Here is a 24,370-nt window from a genome sequence, read left to right as displayed (position 1 = left end):
TGACGGATAATTTTAAGTCGAAATTAACTTTTTCGTAGTCTTTTTTTCGACAGGGTTGAGTCTTGAGTTTTGTCATTGTTTCCGTTTTATTGGTTAATTTTTAGTCAACCGATTTTAGGAAATGACAATATTTAGTGTCTGTCCATACGGGTCGAGAGTTTGGTTCAGAATGTTCGAGTTCGAGGCCTTCGAGGTTTTAAAAATCAGAAGTTTACTAAAGTAAATGACTGATTTTTAAAACGAGAATAACGAAGAAATCGGACATTATGGACAAACTCTATTTAATCTTTTAATTTATTTATGTAAATACACTTCCCTTGTCTGACAAGCAAATCTGCAATTATTTTTATTTATTATTTCCATTATTTTCAAATTAATTTCTTCTCTTATTTTCATGTAATATGCCCATTCTTTTGTATCAACAAAATAATTAATCATTATAATCATGCCATTTTCACCGAATCCTTCAAACCTTACCAAACCCTCATTATTCGTATCTTTATGTTCGTCAATAAGTTTTTGAATCCCATTTACAATATTGTTAATTTGCTCGGTTTTTGTATCGAATGTCAATGTAATTTTATAAAACACTCTGCGAAAAGTTCTCATTGAAATATTTTCCAGTTCAGAGTCAACTATTTTTTTATTGGGAATTGTGAGGTAACTTTTATCTAAGGTGCGGATTCTTGTGCTACGAAATCCGATTTTTTCAACAACTCCCGTTACATTTCCGGTTGTAATTAAATCACCCACTATAAAAGGTTTATCAAGAAAAACAGTAAATGAGCCGAGTAAGTTTTCGATTGATTCTTTTGCTGCGAGGGCAACAGCCAAACCGCCAATTCCCAATCCTGCAATCAGCGAAGTTATATTTAGTTTAAATACCGAACCGAGAATAAAAAATACACCAAAAATTACTGCAATTACTTTTAAACTATCAACAATATATGGCACTAACTGGTCGTCCATTTTTGTTTCGGTCTTTTCTGCACGGTGCTTCATTATTACTCCCACTGCATCAATCATTCTAAGAGATATAACAATAATTGAATAAATCAGCAAAATCTGGTATCCTTTTTTAAAAATCATTTTAATTCCGAATTCACTTTCAGGAGCGAGATTCCAGTATGACGGAAATTTTATGAATGAGAATGCTATATAAATAAAAATTAATAAAGTGAATAATCCCAATGGCTTAATCAATAATGAAGTGAATTTACTGATTGTAATGTCTAATGAATACTTTTTAAAGAACCTGTAAAGTATGGAGCTTAGCAACTTCGAAATAAGTTTCCTAAAAATAATTCCGCAAATAATAATCAGGAAAAAAATCAAACAATCAAAAGTTGAATTTTCGAGAAAATTAAGGTTAAGAAATTCCTTGGATGAATTATAATATTCGTTCATTCTAAATTTGAGAATTACTGTAATTAACAAAATTAGTTATTATAAAACTTGAAAGAAGGAACGGAAAGGATTTTTTATTAACTTTTTATTAATAGCATAAAATTAGTACTTAACGTTTCAAAATTTCATTACTCGGGAAAAACTTTGATTATTGGATATTAAAAAAGGGTGCCTCAAAAGTACTCTGTGTAACTCTGTGCATTCTCTGTGGCTCTCTGTGTAATTTTTTATTTTATTGTTACACAGAGATTCACCGAGTAATCGCAGAGAACCGCAGAGAAAAAAATACTAAAATTTTACTTTTGATAAAACCTCTTTTGATTGTATTTTAACAACTTCTTTTATTTGAGTTTTCTTATAAAAATAAAGAATAAAAATCCCGATTACAAGTACAAATCAGTTTTCGGTAGAAATGAATAAGTAAACGGTAAATAAATAAAATTTATAGCAGGCAGTAAATAATCATTGATTTTTTTGTAATTTTATATTTTAATAAAAATTATTAAAATAACAATGAACAACCTTTCACCTCTTGCCGAACGACTGCGTCCCGACACTCTTGAAAAATTTATCGGGCAAAAACATCTTGTCGGTGAAGGAGCTATTTTGCAGAAATCAATATTATCGGGCAATATTCCTTCGATGATTTTCTGGGGACCGCCGGGAGTGGGCAAAACTACGCTTGCTTTTATTATTTCAAAAATACTTGAGCGTCCTTTCCATACTTTAAGTGCTATAAGCTCCGGTGTTAAAGATGTTCGCGAAGTTATTGAAACGGCAAAGACAGAAAAAAATTCAATTTTATTTATTGATGAAATCCACCGCTTTAATAAAGCCCAGCAGGATTCACTGCTCGGTGCAGTTGAAAAAGGAATAATCACTTTAATAGGTGCCACAACCGAAAACCCTTCTTTTGAAGTAATATCGCCACTTTTGTCGCGTTGTCAGGTTTATATTTTAAAATCGCTTGAAAAAGATGATTTGCTGAAATTACTTGAAATTGCAGTTGCCGAAGAGGAACAACAAAAGAATAAAAAAATAAAAGTAGAGGAATATGAAGCATTAATGCGGCTTTCTGGTGGCGATGCCAGAAAACTTTTAAATGCTTTTGAGCTTTTTGTTAATTCCGAAAATGCAAAAGAAATTATTGTTACAAACGAAAAAGTGTTGAAATATGTTCAGCAGAATATTGCATTGTACGATAAAGGCGGCGAGCAGCATTACGATATAATTTCGGCATTCATAAAATCAATGCGAGGCAGCGACCCCAACGCTGCGGTTTATTATTTGGCAAGAATGATTGAAGGTGGTGAAGACCCGAAATTTATTGCTCGCAGAATGTTAATACTTGCTTCGGAAGATATCGGAAATGCAAATCCGAATGCACTTTTACTTGCTAATAATTGTTTTCAGGCGGTTAATGTAATCGGCTATCCCGAATGTCAGCTTATACTTTCGCAAACTGCGATATATCTTGCATCTTCACCAAAGAGCAATGCTTCATATATGGCAATTCTTGATGCAAAAAGAGCATGCAGCGAAAATGGCGATTTGCCTGTGCCTCTGCATATCCGCAATGCTCCTACAAACTTAATGAAAGATATTGGTTACGGAAAAGATTATAAATATGCTCACGACTTCGACAACAACTTTGCAACTCAGGAATTTTTACCCGAAAAAATAAAAGGTAAAAAATTTTATGAACCCCAGAACAACCCCCGCGAAAATGAAATAAGAGAAAGATTGAAAAAATTGTGGAAAGAAAAATATGGGTACTAACCTAACCTGTTTATTGATTTTTAAGTGTGGTTGCGAGCTACAAATCACGAGTTACGAGGAAAATTGAGCGTAACGACAAACTACAAACAACAAACATTTTAATTTTTTACTAACGATTAAAATTACGCTAACTTATCTTTCGGAGTTGTTGCAAAAAAATCTTTCAAATAATACGGTTCGAAATAGGCGACATTTTCAAATTCTTTTTTAAGAAATTTTTGATAAGATAACCCTGCCATATATTTTGCCGATGCGTTGAAATCATGAATAAAAACAGCATTCTTAGTATCTTTATAAAAATCCTTGCATTTATTTGCTCCACTACCAAAAAAAAGAATTTTCGTTTTTAATAGAATATCAGAAAAAGATTTTTCGTCAATTATTTTGGCATTAGTAGGTTCAACTTCTTCGAGGTTTGAATTGAATAAAGCAGTGTAAACTTCCATTCTTCGTGCATCAAGCATGGGACAGTATAAAGCATTTTTATCTTTATTATTTTTTATAATACCAAAGGTCATTGCTTTCAGTGTATTTACTGAAAGTAATGGTTTTTCGAGTGCATAGCACAATCCCTTTGCTGTTGAAACACCAATACGAAGTCCGGTGAATGAACCTGGTCCTTTGCTTATGGAAACTGCATCAATGTCTGATAATTTTAATTTTGCTTCCTTAAATATTTCTTCTATAAATACTGTCAATAAAGATGAATGTGAATTTTCGATACTTGTTTCACGAAAGGAAATAATATTTTCTTTTTCTGATAATGCAACAGAACAAATATTTGTTGCGGTTTCTATGTTAAGGATTAGAGGCACTTATTGAGTTATTTTAATCTGTGGCAAATTTATTTTTTATTTAATAATTTGAAAAACGATGTATGATGTAAGATGTATGAAATTTATTTTTAATCTTTATGACTTTTATTAATGGTAAATGACCAATCAATAATGATATTAGCAATTTAACAATAAAACAATTTAACAACAAACTGTTAACAACTTACTATTGCGAAGAATTATCTTTACCAGAATACAAAGTTTTCTTATCAACCTTTTTCACATTATCGCCGTCTTTCAAATCTTTCGAAACAATTCGGTAAGGAGAAGTGATAATTTCGTCATTTTCTTTTAAGCCGGAAAGTATTTCAATATAAGTATTATCCTGAATACCTGTTTTTACTTTCTTCAACTTTGCTTTTCCTTGAGCATAAATAAAAACACATTCTTCGATTTTATTTTCCGCAAATTGTTTTGCTTTTTCCTTTTCTTCTTCTTTGGCTTTTTCTTCGTCGCTTTTGTTTTTCTGTTTATTATTTTCAACAATATGTTTTTTGGCGGTATCTCCCCTGCTTGTCACAGCTTCGATGGGCACACAGATAACATTTTCGGCTGTCTTGGTTTGAATGTCAACTGTTGCCGACATTCCCGGTCTGAACGGCGAATATGATGAGGGTTTGCCTTTTAACAAATCCCTGTATGATTCTTTTAGTATTCTTATTTTTACTACAAAATTTGTTACCTGGTCGGCAGTTATGCCTGTTGTATTTGCTGATGTTGCAATTTCGGTAACAATTCCTTTAAACTTCCTGTTGAGAAAAGCATCAATTTCAATTAATGCCGTATCATTTAATTTCACACGCACAATATCATTTTCATTAACTTCAACATTAACCTCCATCTCGTTGAGGTTTGCAATGCGCATCATTTCTGTTCCTGTAAACTGTGAAGTACCTACGACTCTTTCTCCGTTTTCAACATTAAGTTTTGAAATAGTGCCGTCGCATGGTGCAAAAATTGTTGTTTTTGTAAGGTTATCTTGTGCTTCTTTTATTGATGCCTCACTGCTTTTAATATTAAATTCAGATGCAACAACGCTTTGCTTTGCGGCGTCAACTTCGGCTTTAGCAACTTCAAACTGCGATTTAGCAGCATCATATTCCGATGCCGAAATTGCATTTTGTTTCCACAATTTTTCATTTCTTTCGAAACTGAGTTTTGCATTTATGAACTGCGCCTCTGCTTGTGCCTGTCGTGCTTTGGAATTTGCAAGATTTGCTTTTGTGGTATTTAATGATGCGACCATTCTTTCGAGGTTGGATTCGTAAATATCAGGATTTATTTTTGCAAGCAAATCACCTTTTTTTACACTATCGCCTTCTTTAACGTTGAGTTCTAAAATCTGTCCTGAAACATCGGGACTTATTTTAACTTCAATCACCGGCTGAACTTTCCCGTTTGCAGAAACCGTTTCAATAATTGTTTTGCGTGTTACTTTATCGGTGGCAATACTTATAATTCCTTTGTTTCCTATCCAACCGGCTTTCTTGCCGACAACAATAAACACTATCAAAGCTAAAACAACTATTCCTATAATTTTTAATGTTTTGTTCTTTTTCATGTTTTAAAAAAGTTTTCAGTTTATAGTTTATAGTTAGAAATTTTTATTTTAATTATTAACTATTCATTATTAATTATTAATTACCAAAGGCTTTCCCTGATAGAAATCCAGAATTTTTATTCTGAAAATATAATCGTATTTTGCTTGTAATAAGTCAAGGTTAGCTTTATCCACTTTATTTTTTGCATCATTATAATCGGTAGTTGTTACCATTCCGACATCAAATTTTTGTTCTATATATTTATACGATTCCTGCAATGCCTCAACACTTTTTAATGTCGAAAAATATTTGTTTAATGCCGCTGTTGCGTCGGCATAAGCCTGCTGTATGCTTTTGCTTAATGTGTTTTTTGCAAGTTGTAGATTATACTGTGCATTCAGCAAATTTATTTTAGCCCTATCAACATTTGTTTTTACCTGCAACCCGTTAAAGATTGGAATTGTGAGATAAAACCCGAAAGATTTATTTATGTTATCACTTATTTGTTTCTTATAAGGAGTATTTTCATAAATTGGTGTATAACTTGGTATAGCCGAAATAATAGGTGTGTGATTTACATCAAAAGTATATCCGATAGTATCAAAGCTGCCATATTGATATTCCTTGAAAGTTTTACTCGCACCGGAATAGCCAGTGCCAATAGCGCCGCGAAGTGATAAACTCGGGCTTCTCATTCCTTTTGTAATAAAAAGATTGTATTGCGAACTTTGCACTTTCAATTCGGCACTTTTAATTTCGGGTTGAATTTTAACTGCTTCCGAAAATATTTTATCGGGTTCGGCTTTGACAGATATTTCCGCAGGCAATTCAACTACCGGTTTTTCAATTTTAAAATTGGCCGATGGTTCGAGGTCAAGCATCTGCTGAAGATTGAGATTTGAAAGAGCGAGCTGGTTTTTTGCATTTGTTACCTGTAATTCTTCCGAAGCTGCCTGTGCCTGAATCTGCAATAAATTTCCTTTTGCAAGTTTTCCGGCATCAACCAATTTTCCTGTAAGTTCAACTTGCTGCTTAGTGATTTCAAGCTGACTTTTTGCTTGCTCATATAATTCTTCGTTGTATAAAATCGCCAAATATGCAGAAACAATAGAAAGAGAAATATCATTTTTCATTTTTTCAAGGTCGAAAGTGCTTGCTTCATAATCGGTTTTATTTTTCCGTATGGTATTATATGTTTGAAAGCCATTGAAAATAGTGATGTCGCTGCTTAAATAAAAATTCTGTGAAAGCACTTCATTAGTGGCAAAAAGATTTGTAAACCTGTCAATAGTTTTTCCGTAATTGTAGGAATGCGAAGCACTACCGTTAACTGTGGGCAATGTGCTGAAATAACTTTGCGTAAGTGTTGATTTTGATAATTTCGTATTCAACTCCTGTTGCTTAACATTAATGTTATTCTGCAAAGCATAATCAACGCATTTCTGCAATGACCACGTTGTTGCTGTTTGTCCGCTTGAATAAAAATATCCTGCTGTTATAAAAAGGAATAATAAAAGTTTTTTCATTTTAATTTTTTGCTGTAATTATTGTTTTCAAAGTTACACAGCTAAATTAAATAAAAAAGGATTTTTGAAGAAAAATTTTTGTTTTTGGATTAAATTCGTTGAAAATCTCGCAGGGTTTATGCGCATTTCAATAACTTTACCCTCTGAAATCTATTTCTTTATGAATTCCATCGCAGAAAGGCATATTTCTGGAAGCACCGCATCGGCATAACGTTGCTTTGTCTCTTTTTGGGAGTTGTGTTCCATCTTTATCAATTATAATAAAATCGCCTTTAATCAAGAAAGGTCCGTTGGGTGTAACATTAATTATTACATTATCTCTATCTTTTACCATTTCTTTTTTGTTATCTTTAATTAGTTCGGAATTTCTTTTATATGTCAATGCACCTGTGGGGCAATGTTCAACAGTATCTGCTATTTCCTTTGTTGAAGCACCATCCATGTTTACCCAAGGTCTGTCAAGCGGGTCGAAAACCGATTCCAGATTTTCATAACAATATCCGTTGTGGTTGCACAGCTTGGGGCGCCAGAATACTGTTATTTCGCCATTTGTGTATCTGCGGGATTCCATTTTATAATATAACTTCGTTTTTAGCTACAACTACATCAATAGGGTAAATCCTGAATTTAATTTCGAGATTTTTTTTATTTCTTCTTCGTAAAATTTTATTTGCTGTTTACAAATAAAATCCCTGAATATATCTGGATTTTCTTTATCCTCTGTTTCATTTAGCGCGTTTATATATTCTTTCCTGTCTTCAGTGAATATTTTTATTAACGGCTCGTGATGATAAAGCTGAATGTAATTCATAAATAATCTTGAAGTTCTTCCATTTCCATCACCAAAGGGATGAATATTCACTAAGTTGTAATGAATGTCTGCCGATAGTTTGATGATATCGTTATCTTTTACTTTATCAATTTTATTATTTATTGCAGTACATAATTTATCAAGTAAATTCGGTACTTTTTTATAATCGGAAAAATATTTTTTATCAACATACACTTGAGCGCAGCGTAAATCACCTTTTGAAGTATCAAATTCTCCTGCCATGGATTTTACAATACCTCCTGTATTTTCCATCACTTTTGCATTAACCTCTTTAATGAAATCAACTGATATTTTTCTCTTTTTTAATGCTTGTTCCTTTATAAACAAAAATGCTTTGTAATGGTCTTTAACTAATAAATGGTCACGAAGCGGTTTTCCTTTAGCGGTAATGTCATTCTCGATTAATATCTTTGTATCTGTTTCAGATAAAGAACATCCTTCAATTTTCGATGAATTATAAACAATAGAAATCATGCAGAATTTCTCATAGTCATTCGGATGCTGCAATCCAAGTTTTAAATATTTTTCTCTGTATTTTTTGAGAGATTGCCACATATACATGAAATATATTTACAAATATAAAAAATATAAATTTGTTTTATAAATTTAAAAAATCAACCAACCCATTTCTTAACATCCTCAATATTCGGATTAGTGATTGTAAGTTTCAGTTTCTTTTTCAATCCACAAAGGTCGTTGAAAAGTTTGTTGGGATTTACGTTTTTTAAATCGCTTGGTGAATTATATCCGGCTTTTTGAATTACTTCGACCCATTCTTCAGGGATTCCGAGTGCCATAAAATCTTCCTTTTTTGCAGCAACAGCTTTTTTCAATGGCCTCATTTGAGGGAAGAAAAGCACATCCTGAATGGAATTTGCATTTGTCATAATCATTGTCAGGCGGTCAATTCCTATTCCGAGTCCTGCTGTTGGCGGCATACCGTGTTCTATAGCACAGAGAAAATCTTCATCAAGCACCATTGCTTCTTCATCACCGCGTTTGCCGAGTTCGAGTTGCTCCTCAAAGCGTTGACGTTGGTCGAGCGGGTCGTTTAATTCCGAAAAGGCATTGCAAATTTCTTTGCTGTTGCATATTGCTTCAAAACGCTCAACCAATCCCTTTTGCGAACGGTGTTTTTTTGCAAGCGGCGACATCTCTATGGGATAGTCGGTGATAAATGTAGGTTGTATTAATTTTGGTTCGCAAAATGTTCCGAAAATTTCATCAATTAATTTTCCACGTCCCATTGTTTCATTAACTTCAATTCCAAGTTTTGTTGTTGCTGCTCTCACTTCTTCTTCATTCATGTTTGAAACATCAACATTTGCAAAATTCTGAATTGCCTCATACATCGTAAATCTTTTCCACGGACGTTTGAAACTTATTATGTTTTCTCCAACTTTAACATCGGTAGTTCCATGCAAATCTATTGCAATTTTTTCAACCATTTCTTCAACAAGGTTCATCATCCATTCATAATCTTTATAAGCAACATAAAGTTCCATTTGTGTAAATTCTGGATTGTGAAATCTGTCCATTCCTTCGTTGCGGAAATCTTTTGCAAATTCATACACACCATCAAAACCTCCGGTAATTAATCGTTTTAGGTAAAGCTCATTTGCAATTCTCAGATATAAAGTTGTGTCAAGAGTGTTGTGATGAGTTTTGAAAGGACGAGCTGCCGCACCACCATATATAGGTTGCAGTATAGGAGTTTCAACTTCAAGGTATTTTTTATTATTTAAAAACTCACGCATTGAATTTACCAACTGTGTTCTTTTTATAAAAGTTTCTTTAACCTGTGGATTTACTACAAGGTCAACATATCGTTGGCGATAACGTTGTTCGGGGTCGGTGAATGCATCATAAGTTACTCCGTCTTTTTCTTTTACAATCGGCAATGGTCGCAGCGATTTGCAAAGTATTTTAAATTCTCTGACATGAATTGTTATTTCGCCCATTTGGGTTACAAAAACATAACCTTTCACTCCGATAATGTCGCCGATGTCAAGATGTTTTTTAAAAACCGTATTATATAATGTTTTATCATCGCCGGAGCAAATATCATCACGTTTAAAATATAATTGCATTCTTCCAAAGGAGTCCTGTATTTCGATAAACGAGGCATTGCCCATTATTCTGCGGCTCATTATTCTTCCTGCAATGCTTATATCCTGATAAAGCGAATTATCTTTCGGAAAATTTTCGAGAATTTCTTTTGATGAAATATTTATTTCAAATAATTCGGCAGGGTATGGATTAATACCCATATTTAACAATTCTTTGAGAGAATCGCGACGTATGATTTCTTGTTCGCTAAGTTCCATGGTTTAGTTTAGAGTTTTTAGTTTAAAGTTGTGCAAACTTAAAAGATTTTTGGGATATTTTAAAAAAATAGTTGTTGGTTTTGTTATTATGTCTTATCGTTAAATTGCTAAATTGTTAAACTTCGACATTCGAAATTCAGTGTTCGATGTTCGATATTTTTAAACTCAAATTAATATAACAGAAAATAATGAATAATGAATGTCGAATAACGAATTTTGAAGTTTTTTTACTATTGACCAATGACTTTCTGTGGCTTCACAACAAGCTGCACAGTAGTTCGACTTTTTTGTTCGAGCAGAATTTCTTTTTCAACGCAAACCCTATCAATTGTGTTTTGGTCATAATGGCGTATTGTGATAAGCTCCAAACCCGAATTGTAAAGTACTTTGAACTTTTCTTTCAGTTTGCTTATTAGAGGAGGTAATCTTCTTTCATCATGGTCAACACAAACTGAAAATCTGATTGCTGAATTTTGCATTACATTTATTTTTATTTTCATTTCCGTGAAAATATGAAATATGTCTCGCAAATTTTCTTCAACAATAAATGAAAAATCTTTTGGAGAAATTGTGATTAAAACCTGATTTACCTTGAAAATAAAAGAAGGAACTTTCAAAGTAGTTATGTCGTCTTTTATAATAGTTCCCTGTTCTTCGGGTTTGATAAAAGAACGAACAAATAAAGGAATTTGTTTGTTTTGAAGCGGCTTAATGGTTTTTGGATGAATAATAGTTGCTCCGTAATATGCCAATTCTATTGCATCATGATAAGAAATTTGTTCGAGTTTTATTGTTTCGTCAAACCATTTCGGGTCGGCATTTAGCACACCCGATACATCTTTCCAGATGATTACTTCCTCTGCATCCAGCGAATATGCAATTATGGCAGCGGAATAATCCGAACCTTCCCTGCCAAGTGTTGTCGAATTTCCATCAGATGCCCGACCTATGAAACCTTGTGTAAGAACAATTGATTTTTTATTTGAGAATAATGGAAGAATATTTTTTTTTGATTGTTCTTGTGTTAATTGCCAGTTAATTTTTGCATCACGATAATTATTATCGGTTTTTATTAAATCTCTTGCATCGAGCCATTGACAATTAATTCCCGCATCATTCAAATATGCACTTACGATTTTTGTGGAAATAATTTCGCCATTTGAAACAATCTGGTCGTATTCGAAATCATAATCCTGAGATGGTTCTTTTTTAAAATAAGTTTCCAGCGAACTGAAAATATCAGATAACTCGTGGTAAATTATATGCTCTTTGACAGAAAATAATTTTTTCGCAATTTCAATATGAAATTTTTTTATAAAATTAAAACTTTCGGAAGTATCTTGTTTATTGAAAAAAACACCGGTAAGCTTTTCAAAAGCATTTGTCATTTTTCCCATTGCAGAAATAACAATAACAATTTTTTCGTTACCAAAAATTTTCAGAATATCAACTAAATTTTTTACAGAGTCGGCATCTTTTACTGATGCACCGCCAAATTTGAATACTTTCATTTAAAAACTTTTTTGCAATTAATTAGTAACTTTTAAATGCATATTTTTTACATAGATTTAAGTACTAATTTTTAAACCACCATTTTTTCAATAGGAACAATCAGAATTCCTTGTGCACCTACTTTTTTAAGTTCTCCTATTATTTTCCAGAAATCATCCTCGTGAATAACTGAATGTAAGGAACTCCATCCTTTATCAGCCAGAGGCAGAATTGTAGGGCTTTTCATTCCGGGTAATATATCAATTGCATTTTGGATTTTATTATTGGGGATATTAAGCAAAATATATCTATACCCTCTAGCTTTCTGCACCGATTCGATTCTGAACAATAAATCATCAAGGATTTTCTGTTTTTCTTTTACAAGATTTTTATTTGAAATTAGTACAGCTTCCGAAAATAAAACAGTTTCAGCTTCTTTAAGTCCGTTGCTTATTAAAGTACTTCCCGAACTTACAATATCAAAAATAGCGTCGGCAAGTCCAATGCTGGGAGCAATCTCAACAGAACCACTTATTTCGTGAATTGATGCCTGTATGTTTTTTGATTTTAAGAACTTTCCGAGAATATTAGGATATGAAGTTGCAATATTTTTACCTTGTAAATATTTTAATCCTTTATATTCGGCATTTTTAGGAACAGCAACAGAAAGCCGACATTTTGAAAAACCAAGCGATTTAACGACTTTCACCTTTTTTGATTTTTCTTCAATTATGTTATTTCCGACAATACCCAAATCAGCAATGTTGTCTTCAACGTATCCGGGAATGTCATCGTCACGCAAAAATAAAATTTCCAACGGAAAATTTGAAGAAGTTGTTTTTAACTTGTTGTTGCTGTAATTTATTTGAATTCCACATTCTTTTATTAATTTTAAAGATTCTTCCGTCAGCTTTCCTGATTTCTGAATTGCAATTCTGATTATGCTCATTTTGTATGATTTTTTATTTTTTGCAAAAATATTGCATTTATTTCTATATTTAGAGAAAAAAGTATAAAAACTTTGTAAATTCATTTTATTTTTTTACTTTTGCACTCCTCTTTTATTTAGATAAGAAATATATAAAATCAAAAAACGAATCAAGATGTACGCAATAGTTGACATAGCAGGACAGCAGTTTAAAGTTGAAAACGAGCAACGGTTATTTATTCATCGTTTAAATGAAGAACCGGGAAAAAGTATTGAATTTGAAAAAGTATTGCTGGTTGATGATGATGGTAAAATAAGTATTGGCAATCCAACTGTTGAAGGAATAAAAATTTCCGCCAAAGTAATTTCTCATTTGAGAGGTGACAAAGTTTTAGTTTTTAAGAAAAAGAGAAGAAAAGGATATCAGAAGCTTAACGGTCATCGCCAAATGCTTACGGAAATTGAGATAGAAAGCATTGGAGGAATAAAAACCACAAAACCCAAAAAGGCAAAAGCGGTAAAAGCAGCTAAACCAAATGCAGAAGCTGAAACTGAAACAAAAAAAGAAGCAGAAATAGAAGCAAAAGCAGCAACAAAAACAAGAGCAAAGACAAAGAGCAAAAAAGGAGAAGAATAAATATAATTTAAAATTAAACTTTCATGGCACACAAGAAAGGAGCGGGAAGCTCATCAAATGGTCGAGAATCGCACAGCAAGCGGCTTGGAATTAAGATTTACGGAGGACAAAAAGTAGTATCCGGAAATATTTTGGTTAGACAACGCGGAACAGTGCATAACCCTGGAGTAAATGTTGGCATAGGAAAAGACCACACCCTGTTTGCTCTTATTGACGGTATTGTTGAATATAAAAAAGGAAGAAAAGACAGGTCTTTTGTTTCGGTTCTTTCCGAAGTAAAAGCATAAATAATCATTTCATATAAAAATAAATGAAATCTTTCGAGCATAATTCGAAAGATTTTTTTATTTTAGTGAAAAATATGTTACGACATTTTTGATAATTGTTATTAGGAAATATGCCTGAAACAACTATTAATGATTAACAATTAACTTTTTTTTAAGAAATTCAAATAGATGAAAACATTATATATCGTTCGTCATGCAAAATCCGACCGTGATAATTTTTCCGTTGAAGATTTTGAAAGACCTCTGAATGAAAGAGGATTAAAAGATGCTGCTTTGATTGCAGAATATATTGCAAAAAAAGGAATTTCTCCGGATATAGTAATTGCAAGTCCGGCAATAAGAGCAATGAAAACCGCTCAAATTTTCACGCACACACTTAATTATCCACCTGAAAAAATTATTCCGGAAATGAATTTATACTATTCAACAATACAAGAGATGGAAAAAGTTATAACTGATATTTCCGATGAGTATAATTCCGCAATGATTTTCGGACATAATCCCACTTTGACTGATTTCGTCAACAAACATTCCGATGCAATGCTCGATTACATGCCAACTACAGGTTTTGCTGTTATTAATATTGAAGGAAACAACTGGAGCAATACCGTGAAAAATAAAAACAAACTGATTTTTTTCGTTTGCCCCAAAATGCTTAATGAAAGAAAAAATGGAGTTTTGATTTAGTGAATATTTGAATAAGTACGCAAAAAAACATAAAGTTTGAAATATCTATAAGTTTGTCGTTTAAAATGTTTGTTGTTTGTAGTTAAAAAGAACAACAACAAACCACAAACAACAAACTCTTTAAATTTATAGGTACTTCAAAATAAAAGCACTGATTTACATATAATAAATAACAACAATAAACAAATGCTTTTTTCAGCTATTGATATAGGTTCTAATGCCGGAAGGTTGCTTTTTACAAATGTTTTTGAACATAAAGACAAAGTTGTGTTCGAAAAATCATCTCTTATACGTGTCCCTTTGCGCCTTGGTATTGACTCGTTTGAACTCGGAAAAATCACGGATGAGAAAATCGAAAACCTTGTCAATACGATGAAAGCATTTAAACACCTGATAGAAGTTTACAAACCGTTGGCATATAAAGCTTATGCAACTGCTGCATTGAGGGAATCAATGAACAAAGGCGAAATTGTAAATTGTATCGAAAAAGAAACGGGGATAAAAATTGAAATTATTGACGGTTTGAAAGAAGCTGAAATAGTTTGTGCTTCACATAACATGGACCCTGAAAATAAAGACGAAAGATTTCTATATGTTGATGTTGGAGGAGGAAGCGTAGAACTCTCGGTGATAAAAAGCAACAAACTTGCCGAATACAGTTCATTTGATATAGGAACAATCCGTATATTACAAAGCAGTGTTAAAGCGGAAGAATGGGAACGTTTTATCAAATGGCTACAAAATCTGCGAAGCAAGTATGATGAAATAATATGTGTCGGTTCCGGTGGAAATATAAATAAACTGAGTAAGCTTTACGGAAAAAAAGGAGCGATGCAACTGCCATACAGTACGCTCCGAAAGGGATATAGAGAACTTAAAGGGTTGCCACTTGAGGCGAGAATTGAAGAACTTGGTTTACGTCCCGACCGTGCCGATGTTATCGTTCCTGCTGCAAAGCTATTTTTAACGATAATGAGAAATGTTAATTCAAATAAAGTTCTTGTTCCACGAATTGGCTTGTCTGACGGCATTATTCATAATCTCTATTGTGAGTGCAAAAATAAAAAATGTGAAGTAGTTTAAATGTGCCTTAAATATATACAAGTTAATCGTTAATTGTATAAACCCAATTCCTTTTATTATTCTTTTGTTTCAGCATCTCCCTCAAAAAGCATTTTTTTATATTTCAGTGAAGGCGAAGAAATAAATTCTCCTATGCCAAGGGTATTCCATTTTTCGTCAATTGATTTTATTGTGTCGTCATCGGCAACAATTATATTAGGCCAATTTCTTTCAAAATCATCGTATTCTTTGGTTTTTCGGGTGCCGTCAATTGCAAGAAAAGTTTTGTTCAAATAAATATCACGGCTTGCATCAATGTTATTGCATGTGAGCCAAACAATATCTTTAATTGAAAAAATATCAACGTTATCATCAATATAAACAATAAACTTAATATTTTCGAAATAACCTTTGCCGGCAAGCTTTTCGTTCAGTTCTTTTAAATGATTTTTTTTATTTTTTTTAACTGAAATAAAAATGACAGAAATATTTTTTTTCAGTAACTCATTGTTGACTTCGATTATTTCAGGATGATTTAATTTTATTTCTTCAACATTTAATTTATAATTTGTTGTTATTATTTGCTCTCGCTCATTTGTTGCATCAATTCCGAGTTTACCGCCGAATGTAAATTTATTTGAAGAATGGTCAAGCACATCAAGTGGTCCTTTTGAAAGAAAAATATCTTTTTCAATATCCACATTTCTTGAAACAAGTTGAGCTATTTTAGTGTAATCGAGCAAATCGGAATTTTCATTTAAAACCAGCATTATTTTGTTGAACATCATTTGTCCTGCGCCCCACAGTGAATTCATAACCTTTTGCGGCTGTCCTTCAAAAGTTTTTTTAATTTTTACAATTGCCATATTATGAAATACACCTTCCGTAGGCATAGTCATATCAATAATTTCGGGAGCAATAGTCATTCTTATGGGATTTAAGAAAATTCTTTCCGTTGCTTTTCCAAGCCACGCGTCTTCCTGCGGTGGAATGCCAACAATGGTTGCAGGATAAATAGCATCTTTTCTATGTGTAATGCAGGTTACATGAAATCTCGGATAATAATCAGCAAGCGAGTAAAAGCCGGTATGGTCGCCGAAAGGTCCTTCAAGAATAAAATCTTCCGATGGGTCAATATATCCCTCAATGACAAAATCAACATCGGCAGGCACTTCAATATCCTGAGTAATACATTTTACAAGTTCAACTTTTTTCTTTTGCAGAAAGCCCGCAAAAATATATTCGTCAAAATTATCGGGAAGAGGAGAAGTTGCAACATAAGTGTAAACGGGAGAACCTCCGAGAGCAACAGCAACAGGCATTCTGTGTTTTAGTTTTTTGTATTCATCAAAATGATGAGCAGAACCTTTGTGCAAATGCCAATGCATTGCTGTTAAGTCCTTTTCAAAAACCTGCATTCTGTACATGCCGGTATTTCTTGTTCCTGTGAGTGGGTCTTTTGTGTGAACAATCGGCAAGGTTATAAATCTTCCGCCATCATGTTTCCAGCATTTCAAAATTGGCAATTTTGTTAAATTGGGATTTTTATTTATTATTTCCTGACATTCGCCTCTGCCTGATTTTACTTTAGGGAGCCAGCTTGCAATATTTATAAGTTCGGGTATGGATTTTATTTTATTGAAAAATGTATTTTTCGAACCCGCAAAATTTTTAAAAATCCTGTTCATTTCAACGCCGACATCATCAAGTTTATCAACCCCAAGAGCCATTGTCATTCTTTTTTCAGTACCGAAAGCATTAATTAAAACAGGGAAATCAGTTCCGGTATTTTCAAATAACAAAGCTTTTCCATTTGATTTCACAACTCTATCAGCAATTTCAGCAATTTCAAGTTCGGGATTAACAAAAGCTTTAACTCTCGCTAATTCATTTTCTGATTCAAGTATGTCAATAAATTGTTTTAGATTCTTAAAAGACATAAAAATGATTAATATAATTTATTACAAATCTAAAAATATTTCGTGAGTTTAGTATGAAAATAGGGATAATTTAGAATTAAGGATTTAGGAATTAGGATTTAAACGTATGTAGAATCTAATTATTTTGAATATCATTTATTAATAATCAAATCTTTCGTATTTTTATGCTTCATAAAATTAAAAATAAAATGAATTCTGATGATTTTAAAAATGCAATTCTCAAAGGTATTCCCGATGAATTGCCGGAACCGCACAAATATGATACAGAAATAAATCATGCTCCGAAAAGAAAAGATATTCTTTCAAAAGAAGAAAAAAAACTTGCTCTCAGAAATGCGTTGAGATATTTTGCTCAAAAACATCACAAAATTCTTGCTGATGAATTTGCAAAAGAATTACTGGAATATGGCAGAATTTATATGTATCGTTTTCGCCCTGATTATAAAATTCATGCAAGAAGTATTGATGAGTTTCCGCATAAATCAAAGCACACAGCAGCAATAATGCTGATGCTTAGCAACAACCTTGACAATGCAGTTGCTCAACATCCTCACGAATTAATCACTTATGGGGGCAATGGTGCTGTATTTCAGAACTGGGCTCAGTATTTACTTACTATGAAATATCTTGCCGAAATGACTGATGAGCAGACATTGGTTTTATATTCGGGACATCCGCTTGGTTTGTTTCCATCACATAAAGAAGCACCAAGAGTTATTGTTACAAACGGAATGGTAATTCCGAATTATTCAAAACCCGATGACTGGGAAAAGTTTAATGCACTTGGTGTTTCACAATACGGACAGATGACAGCAGGTTCGTTTATGTATATAGGTCCGCAGGGAATTGTTCATGGCACAACAATTACAGTACTTAATGCAGGGAGAAGAATTAAAGGCGGAGATGGAACTCTTGCAGGAAAAGTTTTTGTGAGTTCCGGCCTTGGCGGAATGTCGGGTGCTCAGCCAAAAGCTGCTGTTATTGCAGGAGCAATCGGAGTTATTGCCGAAGTAAATCCGAAAGCTTTAAAAACTCGTCATTCGCAAGGTTGGGTTGATGAAGTTTACGACAATCTTGCTCAATTAATTCAGAGAATTGAAAAAGCAAGAACTGATAAAGAGGCTGTATCGCTTGGATATCTTGGCAATATTGTTGACTTATGGGAAAAATTCGCAAAAGAAAATATAAAAATTGAATTGGGTTCCGACCAGACATCACTTCATAATCCTTTTGCCGGTGGCTATTATCCGGTTACTCTTGGTTTTGAAGAGGCAAAAGAAATGCTCTCGAAAAATCCCGAAAAATTCAAACAGGAAGTTTATACTTCATTGAAGCGACAAGTCGCGGCAATAAACGAACTTACAAAAAAAGGAATGTATTTTTTTGATTATGGAAATGCATTTTTGCTTGAAGCAGGAAAAGCAGGAGCCGATATTTTTAAACCTAATGGCGATTTCAAATATCCTTCGTATGTTCAGGACATAATGGGACCAATGTGTTTCGATTATGGATTTGGTCCTTTCCGCTGGGTTTGCACTTCTTCAAAACCGGAAGATTTAAGAACTACAGATAAAATTGCAACAGATATTCTTGAAGAAATAAAAAAAACTGCTCCAAAAGAAATTCAACAGCAATTGGCTGATAACATACATTGGATAAAAGCGGCAGAAAAAAATAAACTTGTTGTTGGTTCGCAAGCCCGCATTTTATATGCCGATTGCGAAGGAAGAATTAAAATTGCAAGTGCTTTTAACGAAGCAATAAGAAATGGAAAAATTTCGGCACCAATTGTTATTGGAAGAGACCATCACGATGTTTCAGGCACAGATTCACCATATCGAGAGACATCAAATATTTACGACGGTTCAAAATTTACTGCCGACATGGCAATTCAAAATGTAATCGGTGATTCATTTAGAGGCGCAACATGGGTTTCAATTCACAATGGCGGCGGTGTTGGCTGGGGTGAAGTTATTAACGGTGGTTTCGGAATGGTTTTAGATGGTACCGACGATGCTGAAAGAAAACTAAAAATAATGCTCTATTGGGATGTGAACAACGGAATAGCCCGCCGAAGCTGGGCAAGAAACAATGAGGCAATGTTTGCAATAAAACGGGCAATGCAAACAGAAGAAAAATTAAAAGTTACTTTACCAAATTTAGTTGATGATGAAATAATAGAGAGTTTGTTTTGATTTAGGATTAAGGATTTAAGATTTAGGATTTAAAAAAATAAATTGTGAATTTTTAAAGTGGTGAATTTGTGGAATTGAAAATTATTAACTGAGAACTGAAAACTATAAACCGGAAACTTTTATGTCAGAATTTCGTACTATTATAGATGTTCCGAAATCAAAATTTGAACTTTCGTATCACACAAAATCTATGTTTATCGGTTCTTGTTTTACCGAAAGTATCGGGGAAAAACTTGAGGAATTAAAATTTCCGATTGATATAAATCCTTTTGGAATAGTTTATAATCCTACTTCAATAAAAAATTGCCTCGAAATTTTAATAGATAAAAGCATCTTTAAAAAGGAAAATTTGCAATCTTACAATGAGCAATGGTTTAGCTTTTTTCATCATGGTAGGTTTTCCAATTCCAATATTGATGAATGTTTGAATAACATTAATGAAAGAATTGAATATTCGTCAGAGTTTTTAAAAAGTTCAGAATTTCTTTTTATCACTTTCGGAACAGCATGGATTTACAAATTAAGAACAACCGGCAAAACAGTTGCCAATTGCCATAAACTGCCTGAAAATAATTTTGATAAGAAAATTTTAAGTGTTGAGGAAATTGTTGGAGAATATAAAATATTAATAACTTCCTTACTGAAATTTAATCCTAAATTAAAAATTATTTTTACGATAAGCCCTGTACGTCATTGGAAAGACGGAGCATTCGGAAATCAGGTTAGCAAGGCGACATTAATATTAGCGATAAATAAATTGCTTGATTTATTTAAAAACACAAAATATTTTCCATCGTATGAAATACTAATGGATGATTTGCGGGACTATAGATTTTATGCCGATGATATGCTTCATCCTAATAATACTGCTGTGAATTATGTTTTCGAAAAATTTTCGCAAATGTATTTTGACGAGGAAACAATAAAAATAATTTCAGAAATAGAAAAAATAAATAAAGATTTAAAGCACAAACCTTTTAATAATAATACTAAATCCTATCAAAATTTTATTGAGAAAATCAAAATTCAAAAAGAAAAATTAATTTCAAAGCACCCTTTCATTAAATTTTAATAAAAAAGGTTGTTCTTCGTGCAAGAACAACCTTTTTTTTATTTATTGTTTTGAATTATGGGGTTATGCTATATCCTGTCAAAACTCCGTTGGTAAATGTAAAATGATGTGTATGTATTGCATCACCATCCATAACATCAATTGTTCCTGAGTAACCAGCTACTTTTGTTATAGATGTGATAATACCACCAGTTACTTGGACGTCTGTTGGTGTTCCTGCTGCAACATTTGTTACACCATCAGTTCCATTTACATTAAATACAGTATTTGCTCTTATTTTTCCTCCTACTTCAAGTTTTTCATTTGGAACAACCACTCCTATTCCAACATTTCCGCCTGCAAGTACCCGAATTCTTTCAGCGTTACTGGTTCTTATAACCCAGTCTTTTGCATTCGTTGTTCCGATAAAATGCTTAGACGGATCAGTGTCAGCGTTGCCGGATATTCTCCATACCCTCATAGATGTATCATTATTAGCAATATAAAAAGGAGATTGAGGTTGTACAACAAAGATAGTTCCATCTGGCTGAGTTCCGATACTTGTAATACCTAGTCCTGTTGCTCCGGTAACGCCCGTCGGTCCAGTTGTTCCTGTGTCGCCTTTAACTCCGGTTGGTCCGGTTGGTCCTTCGGTACCTGTGTTTCCTATAGAACCTGTTGGTCCGGTTGTTCCGGTATCGCCTTTAACTCCTGTTGGTCCAGTTGGTCCTGCGGGACCTGTGTTTCCAATTGAACCTGTCGGTCCGGTTGTTCCCGTGTCGCCTTTAACTCCTGTTGGTCCGGTTGGTCCTGCGGGACCTGTGTTTCCAATTGAACCTGTTGGTCCGGTTGTTCCCGTGTCGCCTTTAACTCCTGTTGGTCCTGTTGGTCCTGCGGGTCCTGTGTTTCCAATTGAACCTGTCGGTCCGGTTGTTCCCGTGTCGCCTTTAACTCCTGTTGGTCCGGTTGGTCCTGCGTCACCTTGAGCTCCTGTGGGTCCTTGTGCTCCTATAGGCCCTTGTGCTCCCATAGGTCCTTGTGCTCCTGTTGGTCCTTGATTTCCTTGAGGTCCGGTAACACCAATATCACCCTGAGGTCCTTGTACTCCACTAGGTCCTTGTGGTCCTGTAGGTCCAGCATTACCCTGAGGTCCGGTATTACCTTGAGGTCCCTGAATACCCTGAAGTCCCTGAGGTCCTTGAGGTCCTTGTCCACCGGCAGCACCGTTAAGATTTACCTGCCAAGTACAGTATCCTGTAACTCCTGCTAATCCAGTAATACTTGTAACAGTAACCGTTAATGCACCGGTTGCCGGATTATAAGAAACTACATTTCCTATCATGAAATTAGTGGCATCAAAAGCTATAACAACACTTTCACCGACAGTATAAGCCAAACCTGTTCCAACTATGTAAGTATAATCAGGTGGACTTATAGCAAGCGGACCTGTATAGCATGTAACTCCATCACTTGTTGCAAATTTATCACCACTTGGTCCTTGAGGTCCTGTATTTCCTTGAATACCTTGTGTTCCTTGAATACCTGTAGGTCCCGTATCACCTGCAACTCCCTGAAGTCCCTGTCCTCCAGTTATTCCCTGAATACCCTGTGTTCCCTGAATACCTGTAGGCCCTGTATCACCAGGGATTCCTTGTATCCCCTGAACTCCTGATACTCCCTGAGGCCCCGTGGGTCCTGCTGGTCCTGCTGTACCCGTATCACCGGTAGCTCCTTGAGGTCCTGTTGGTCCTGTAACACCAGGTAAAGTACAAAGTGAAATCCATTTATCGGCTGGAATGGCAGTTGCGTCCCAATAAAAGAAACAAGGCACTTCTGTATCGTATACGAGTAATGCATTTGCCGGAGGTAATGGTATCATTGCTAACCTCTGTGCTGTAGTCATTCTTGGAACCAGAAATCCTTTATCAATTGCATCTAAATGTAAAACTGCAGACGGATCTGGAGTTGTAGTTCCTATGCCAACATTATTTTGGGCAAAAGTCGTTTGAGCAAATAAAATTACCAGATATGATAAAATTACTTTTAGGGTTATTAATATATATTTTTTCATAGGTATTTAAAGTTTTACTATAAAATTACGTTTAAACTTCATTATTTTTCAAATGTAATAAAAACAACTGAGAATGCAAAATTAGTATAATACTAACCTATTCTACGAAAAATTGTTTATAAAGGTTATACAAAATTAAATTATTTTTTGGAATCCCTTATATATTGGAATTTAGAATATCAACATTTTTTTAACTTTATAATTGTGGTAAAAAATATTTTTACAGAAGTAACTAAATTAGATACTATTTGTAAATAAAAAATTAATGAGTTCTGTTTTCATTTCAAAACTTTTTTGCAAAGCAAAGATAATATAAAATTTTATCATAAAAACCCATTGAAGTTTTTTGCTATGCCACCCACTATCATGAATTTAATTCTTAGCATTAGGTAATTCGAGACCGTATCCTTTTTTCTTGTCTTCTGCTTTTAACAGAAACGCAAAAACAACAGCCAAAACACCCAAACTCATAAAAATGAGCATTGGAAGCGAATAATCATAAATGGGAACTTTGCCATTATAAGCTGTTATGCAATATTTTTCTAAAATAAATCCCATAGCTGTTGGCAGAAGAAATAAAGCCACCAGATTTTGCAACCAAAAAATGCCGGCATAAGCAGAACCCAATTGTTTATCGGGAATTATTTTTGAAACAGAAGGCCACATAGCACAAGGGACAAGTGAAAAACTTATACCTATCATTATAACCAAAATAACAGCAAAATACCAATTAGTGATAAATGGAAGAGCAAATAATAAATGTGCGAAGAAAATAATAAATGCACCAATAATCATAATAGTTGCCCCTTTGCCTTTCCTGTCATATATGCCTCCGAAAATTGGGGTTAATAATATGCAACCGAAAGGTAATAATCCTGATATTGCACCGGCATAATTTGCATCAACGCCAAATTTATTGGTAAGAAGGTTCGTTGAAAATTTTAAAAAAGGGAAAACAGCAGAATAAAACAAAACACATAAAATTGAAATATACCACCAAGCTTTGTTTTTAATAACAATAAGAAAATCCTTGATATGAAATTCTTCTTCAGGTTCCATATTCTTTCCTACATTATCAGCAGCAATAGAATCATCCAATCTTTTATCCATTAATGAAAAAATAATAAAAGCTATTAAACCAAAGCCAAGCATTACTAAACTGTAAAAAAGAGGAGAAGTGATTTTTCCCGTATAACTAATTATCAATAGAGGGGCAGACATGGCAAGTGATGTTCCCAAACGTGCAACTGACAATTGCATACCCATAGCAAAAGCTAATGAGCGTCCTTTAAACCATTTTACTACAATTTTAGAAGTTGTTATTCCTGCTATTTCAATACCAACACCAAATACAGCATAACCGACAGAAGCGAGCCACACTTGTGCACGGAAAGTCCAAAGTAAAATATGCCATGATTGCCCATCTAAACAGCGTGTGTTAATTGCCCAGTATATCATCCCCGTTCCCAAAATCATAATAAAAATAGACATTATTCCGGTAAAACGAACACCTTTTTTATCTAAAATAAATCCTCCGAAAATTAAAAAGAAAAGAAATACATTGAACCAGGCATAAGCACCGTTAAAAAGTCCAAAATCAGACGCTTCCCATGATAATACTTCAGCTAATTTATCCTGAAGCGGAGACATTACATCCGCAATAAAATATCCTGCAAACATTGTAAGCGATACTATCGCCAAAGCTGTCCATCTGGCAGTTTTGGAATCGCTGAGAATTGCTTGATTTTTATCAGTCATTTTTTCACTAACGTC

Annotated in this window: 18 protein-coding genes and 1 pseudogene; 7 read left to right on the top strand and 12 right to left on the bottom strand. The window is 33.7% G+C overall.

What is annotated here, in order from left to right:
* Positions 1–294 precede the first annotated feature (294 nt).
* Positions 295–1,407, bottom strand: a complete 1,113-nt coding sequence (locus tag WC223_12165) for a mechanosensitive ion channel family protein (GenBank protein ID MFA6924991.1) — start codon at positions 1,405–1,407, stop codon at positions 295–297.
* A gap of 513 nt (positions 1,408–1,920) precedes the next feature.
* On the opposite strand from WC223_12165, the gene WC223_12160 reads away from it, so the two are divergent.
* Positions 1,921–3,186 carry a replication-associated recombination protein A gene (locus WC223_12160; protein ID MFA6924990.1) on the top strand — a complete coding sequence of 422 codons (1,266 nt, stop codon included), beginning with the start codon at positions 1,921–1,923 and terminating at the stop codon, positions 3,184–3,186.
* Positions 3,187–3,308: 122 nt separating this feature from the next.
* Here the strand turns inward: WC223_12160 and tsaB are convergent, their stop codons facing one another.
* From tsaB to hisG, 8 genes are all read right to left on the bottom strand, one after another.
* Entirely contained in the window at positions 3,309–4,001 is a 693-nt protein-coding gene (gene tsaB, locus WC223_12155) for a tRNA (adenosine(37)-N6)-threonylcarbamoyltransferase complex dimerization subunit type 1 TsaB (protein MFA6924989.1), read from the bottom strand.
* A gap of 187 nt (positions 4,002–4,188) precedes the next feature.
* Positions 4,189–5,583 (bottom strand): efflux RND transporter periplasmic adaptor subunit, encoded by a 1,395-nt coding sequence (locus WC223_12150; protein MFA6924988.1) that lies wholly within the window; start codon positions 5,581–5,583, stop codon positions 4,189–4,191.
* A 69-nt stretch (positions 5,584–5,652) separates the two neighbouring features.
* Complete coding sequence (locus tag WC223_12145) at positions 5,653–7,089, bottom strand: TolC family protein (protein ID MFA6924987.1); 1,437 nt, start codon at positions 7,087–7,089, stop codon at positions 5,653–5,655.
* A 136-nt stretch (positions 7,090–7,225) separates the two neighbouring features.
* A complete protein-coding gene (locus tag WC223_12140) occupies positions 7,226–7,660 on the bottom strand; it encodes a (4Fe-4S)-binding protein (GenBank protein ID MFA6924986.1) in 435 nt (144 codons plus the stop codon).
* Positions 7,661–7,690: 30 nt separating this feature from the next.
* Positions 7,691–8,482 (bottom strand): Fic family protein, encoded by a 792-nt coding sequence (locus WC223_12135; GenBank protein ID MFA6924985.1) that lies wholly within the window; start codon positions 8,480–8,482, stop codon positions 7,691–7,693.
* Positions 8,483–8,535: 53 nt separating this feature from the next.
* Positions 8,536–10,248 carry a lysine--tRNA ligase gene (lysS, locus tag WC223_12130; GenBank protein MFA6924984.1) on the bottom strand — a complete coding sequence of 571 codons (1,713 nt, stop codon included), beginning with the start codon at positions 10,246–10,248 and terminating at the stop codon, positions 8,536–8,538.
* 230 nt (positions 10,249–10,478) lie between these two features.
* The gene (locus WC223_12125) at positions 10,479–11,759 is read right to left on the bottom strand and encodes an aspartate kinase (GenBank protein MFA6924983.1); all 1,281 of its coding nucleotides are present in this window, start codon (positions 11,757–11,759) and stop codon (positions 10,479–10,481) included.
* Positions 11,760–11,830: 71 nt separating this feature from the next.
* Positions 11,831–12,682, bottom strand: coding sequence for an ATP phosphoribosyltransferase (gene hisG, locus WC223_12120; protein ID MFA6924982.1), 852 nt, complete (start codon positions 12,680–12,682; stop codon positions 11,831–11,833).
* A 160-nt stretch (positions 12,683–12,842) separates the two neighbouring features.
* Here hisG and rplU point away from each other — a divergent pair.
* The 4 genes and pseudogenes from rplU to WC223_12100 all read left to right on the top strand — a co-directional run bounded on the left by rplU (position 12,843) and on the right by WC223_12100 (position 15,361).
* A pseudogene (rplU, locus tag WC223_12115) lies at positions 12,843–13,145 on the top strand (50S ribosomal protein L21).
* 182 nt (positions 13,146–13,327) lie between these two features.
* Positions 13,328–13,591, top strand: coding sequence for a 50S ribosomal protein L27 (gene rpmA / locus WC223_12110; protein MFA6924981.1), 264 nt, complete (start codon positions 13,328–13,330; stop codon positions 13,589–13,591).
* A gap of 168 nt (positions 13,592–13,759) precedes the next feature.
* Positions 13,760–14,278 carry a histidine phosphatase family protein gene (locus WC223_12105; GenBank protein MFA6924980.1) on the top strand — a complete coding sequence of 173 codons (519 nt, stop codon included), beginning with the start codon at positions 13,760–13,762 and terminating at the stop codon, positions 14,276–14,278.
* A 186-nt stretch (positions 14,279–14,464) separates the two neighbouring features.
* Positions 14,465–15,361: a Ppx/GppA family phosphatase gene (locus WC223_12100; protein MFA6924979.1), complete on the top strand. Its 897-nt coding sequence runs from the start codon at positions 14,465–14,467 to the stop codon at positions 15,359–15,361.
* Between the two features lie 56 nt (positions 15,362–15,417).
* Here WC223_12100 and WC223_12095 read toward each other — a convergent pair whose 3' ends face one another.
* On the bottom strand, positions 15,418–17,280 hold the full coding sequence (locus WC223_12095; GenBank protein MFA6924978.1) for a menaquinone biosynthesis decarboxylase: 1,863 nt from the start codon (positions 17,278–17,280) through the stop codon (positions 15,418–15,420).
* Between the two features lie 188 nt (positions 17,281–17,468).
* Here WC223_12095 and WC223_12090 point away from each other — a divergent pair, with 188 nt between their 5' ends.
* Both WC223_12090 and WC223_12085 read left to right on the top strand, forming a co-directional pair.
* A complete protein-coding gene (locus WC223_12090; protein MFA6924977.1) occupies positions 17,469–19,475 on the top strand; it encodes a urocanate hydratase in 2,007 nt (668 codons plus the stop codon).
* Positions 19,476–19,596: 121 nt separating this feature from the next.
* Complete coding sequence (locus WC223_12085) at positions 19,597–20,547, top strand: GSCFA domain-containing protein (protein MFA6924976.1); 951 nt, start codon at positions 19,597–19,599, stop codon at positions 20,545–20,547.
* Between the two features lie 55 nt (positions 20,548–20,602).
* Here WC223_12085 and WC223_12080 read toward each other — a convergent pair whose 3' ends face one another.
* Both WC223_12080 and WC223_12075 read right to left on the bottom strand, forming a co-directional pair.
* Complete coding sequence (locus WC223_12080) at positions 20,603–22,597, bottom strand: spore surface glycoprotein BclB (GenBank protein MFA6924975.1); 1,995 nt, start codon at positions 22,595–22,597, stop codon at positions 20,603–20,605.
* A gap of 372 nt (positions 22,598–22,969) precedes the next feature.
* Complete coding sequence (locus tag WC223_12075) at positions 22,970–24,355, bottom strand: MFS transporter (protein MFA6924974.1); 1,386 nt, start codon at positions 24,353–24,355, stop codon at positions 22,970–22,972.
* Positions 24,356–24,370 lie beyond the last annotated feature (15 nt).

This window comes from Bacteroidales bacterium (assembly GCA_041671145.1).
GTDB lineage: Bacteria > Bacteroidota > Bacteroidia > Bacteroidales > JAHJDW01 > JAQUPB01.
Note: the sequence above shows the minus strand (reverse complement) of the source record. Positions and strands in the feature narration are given on the sequence as shown.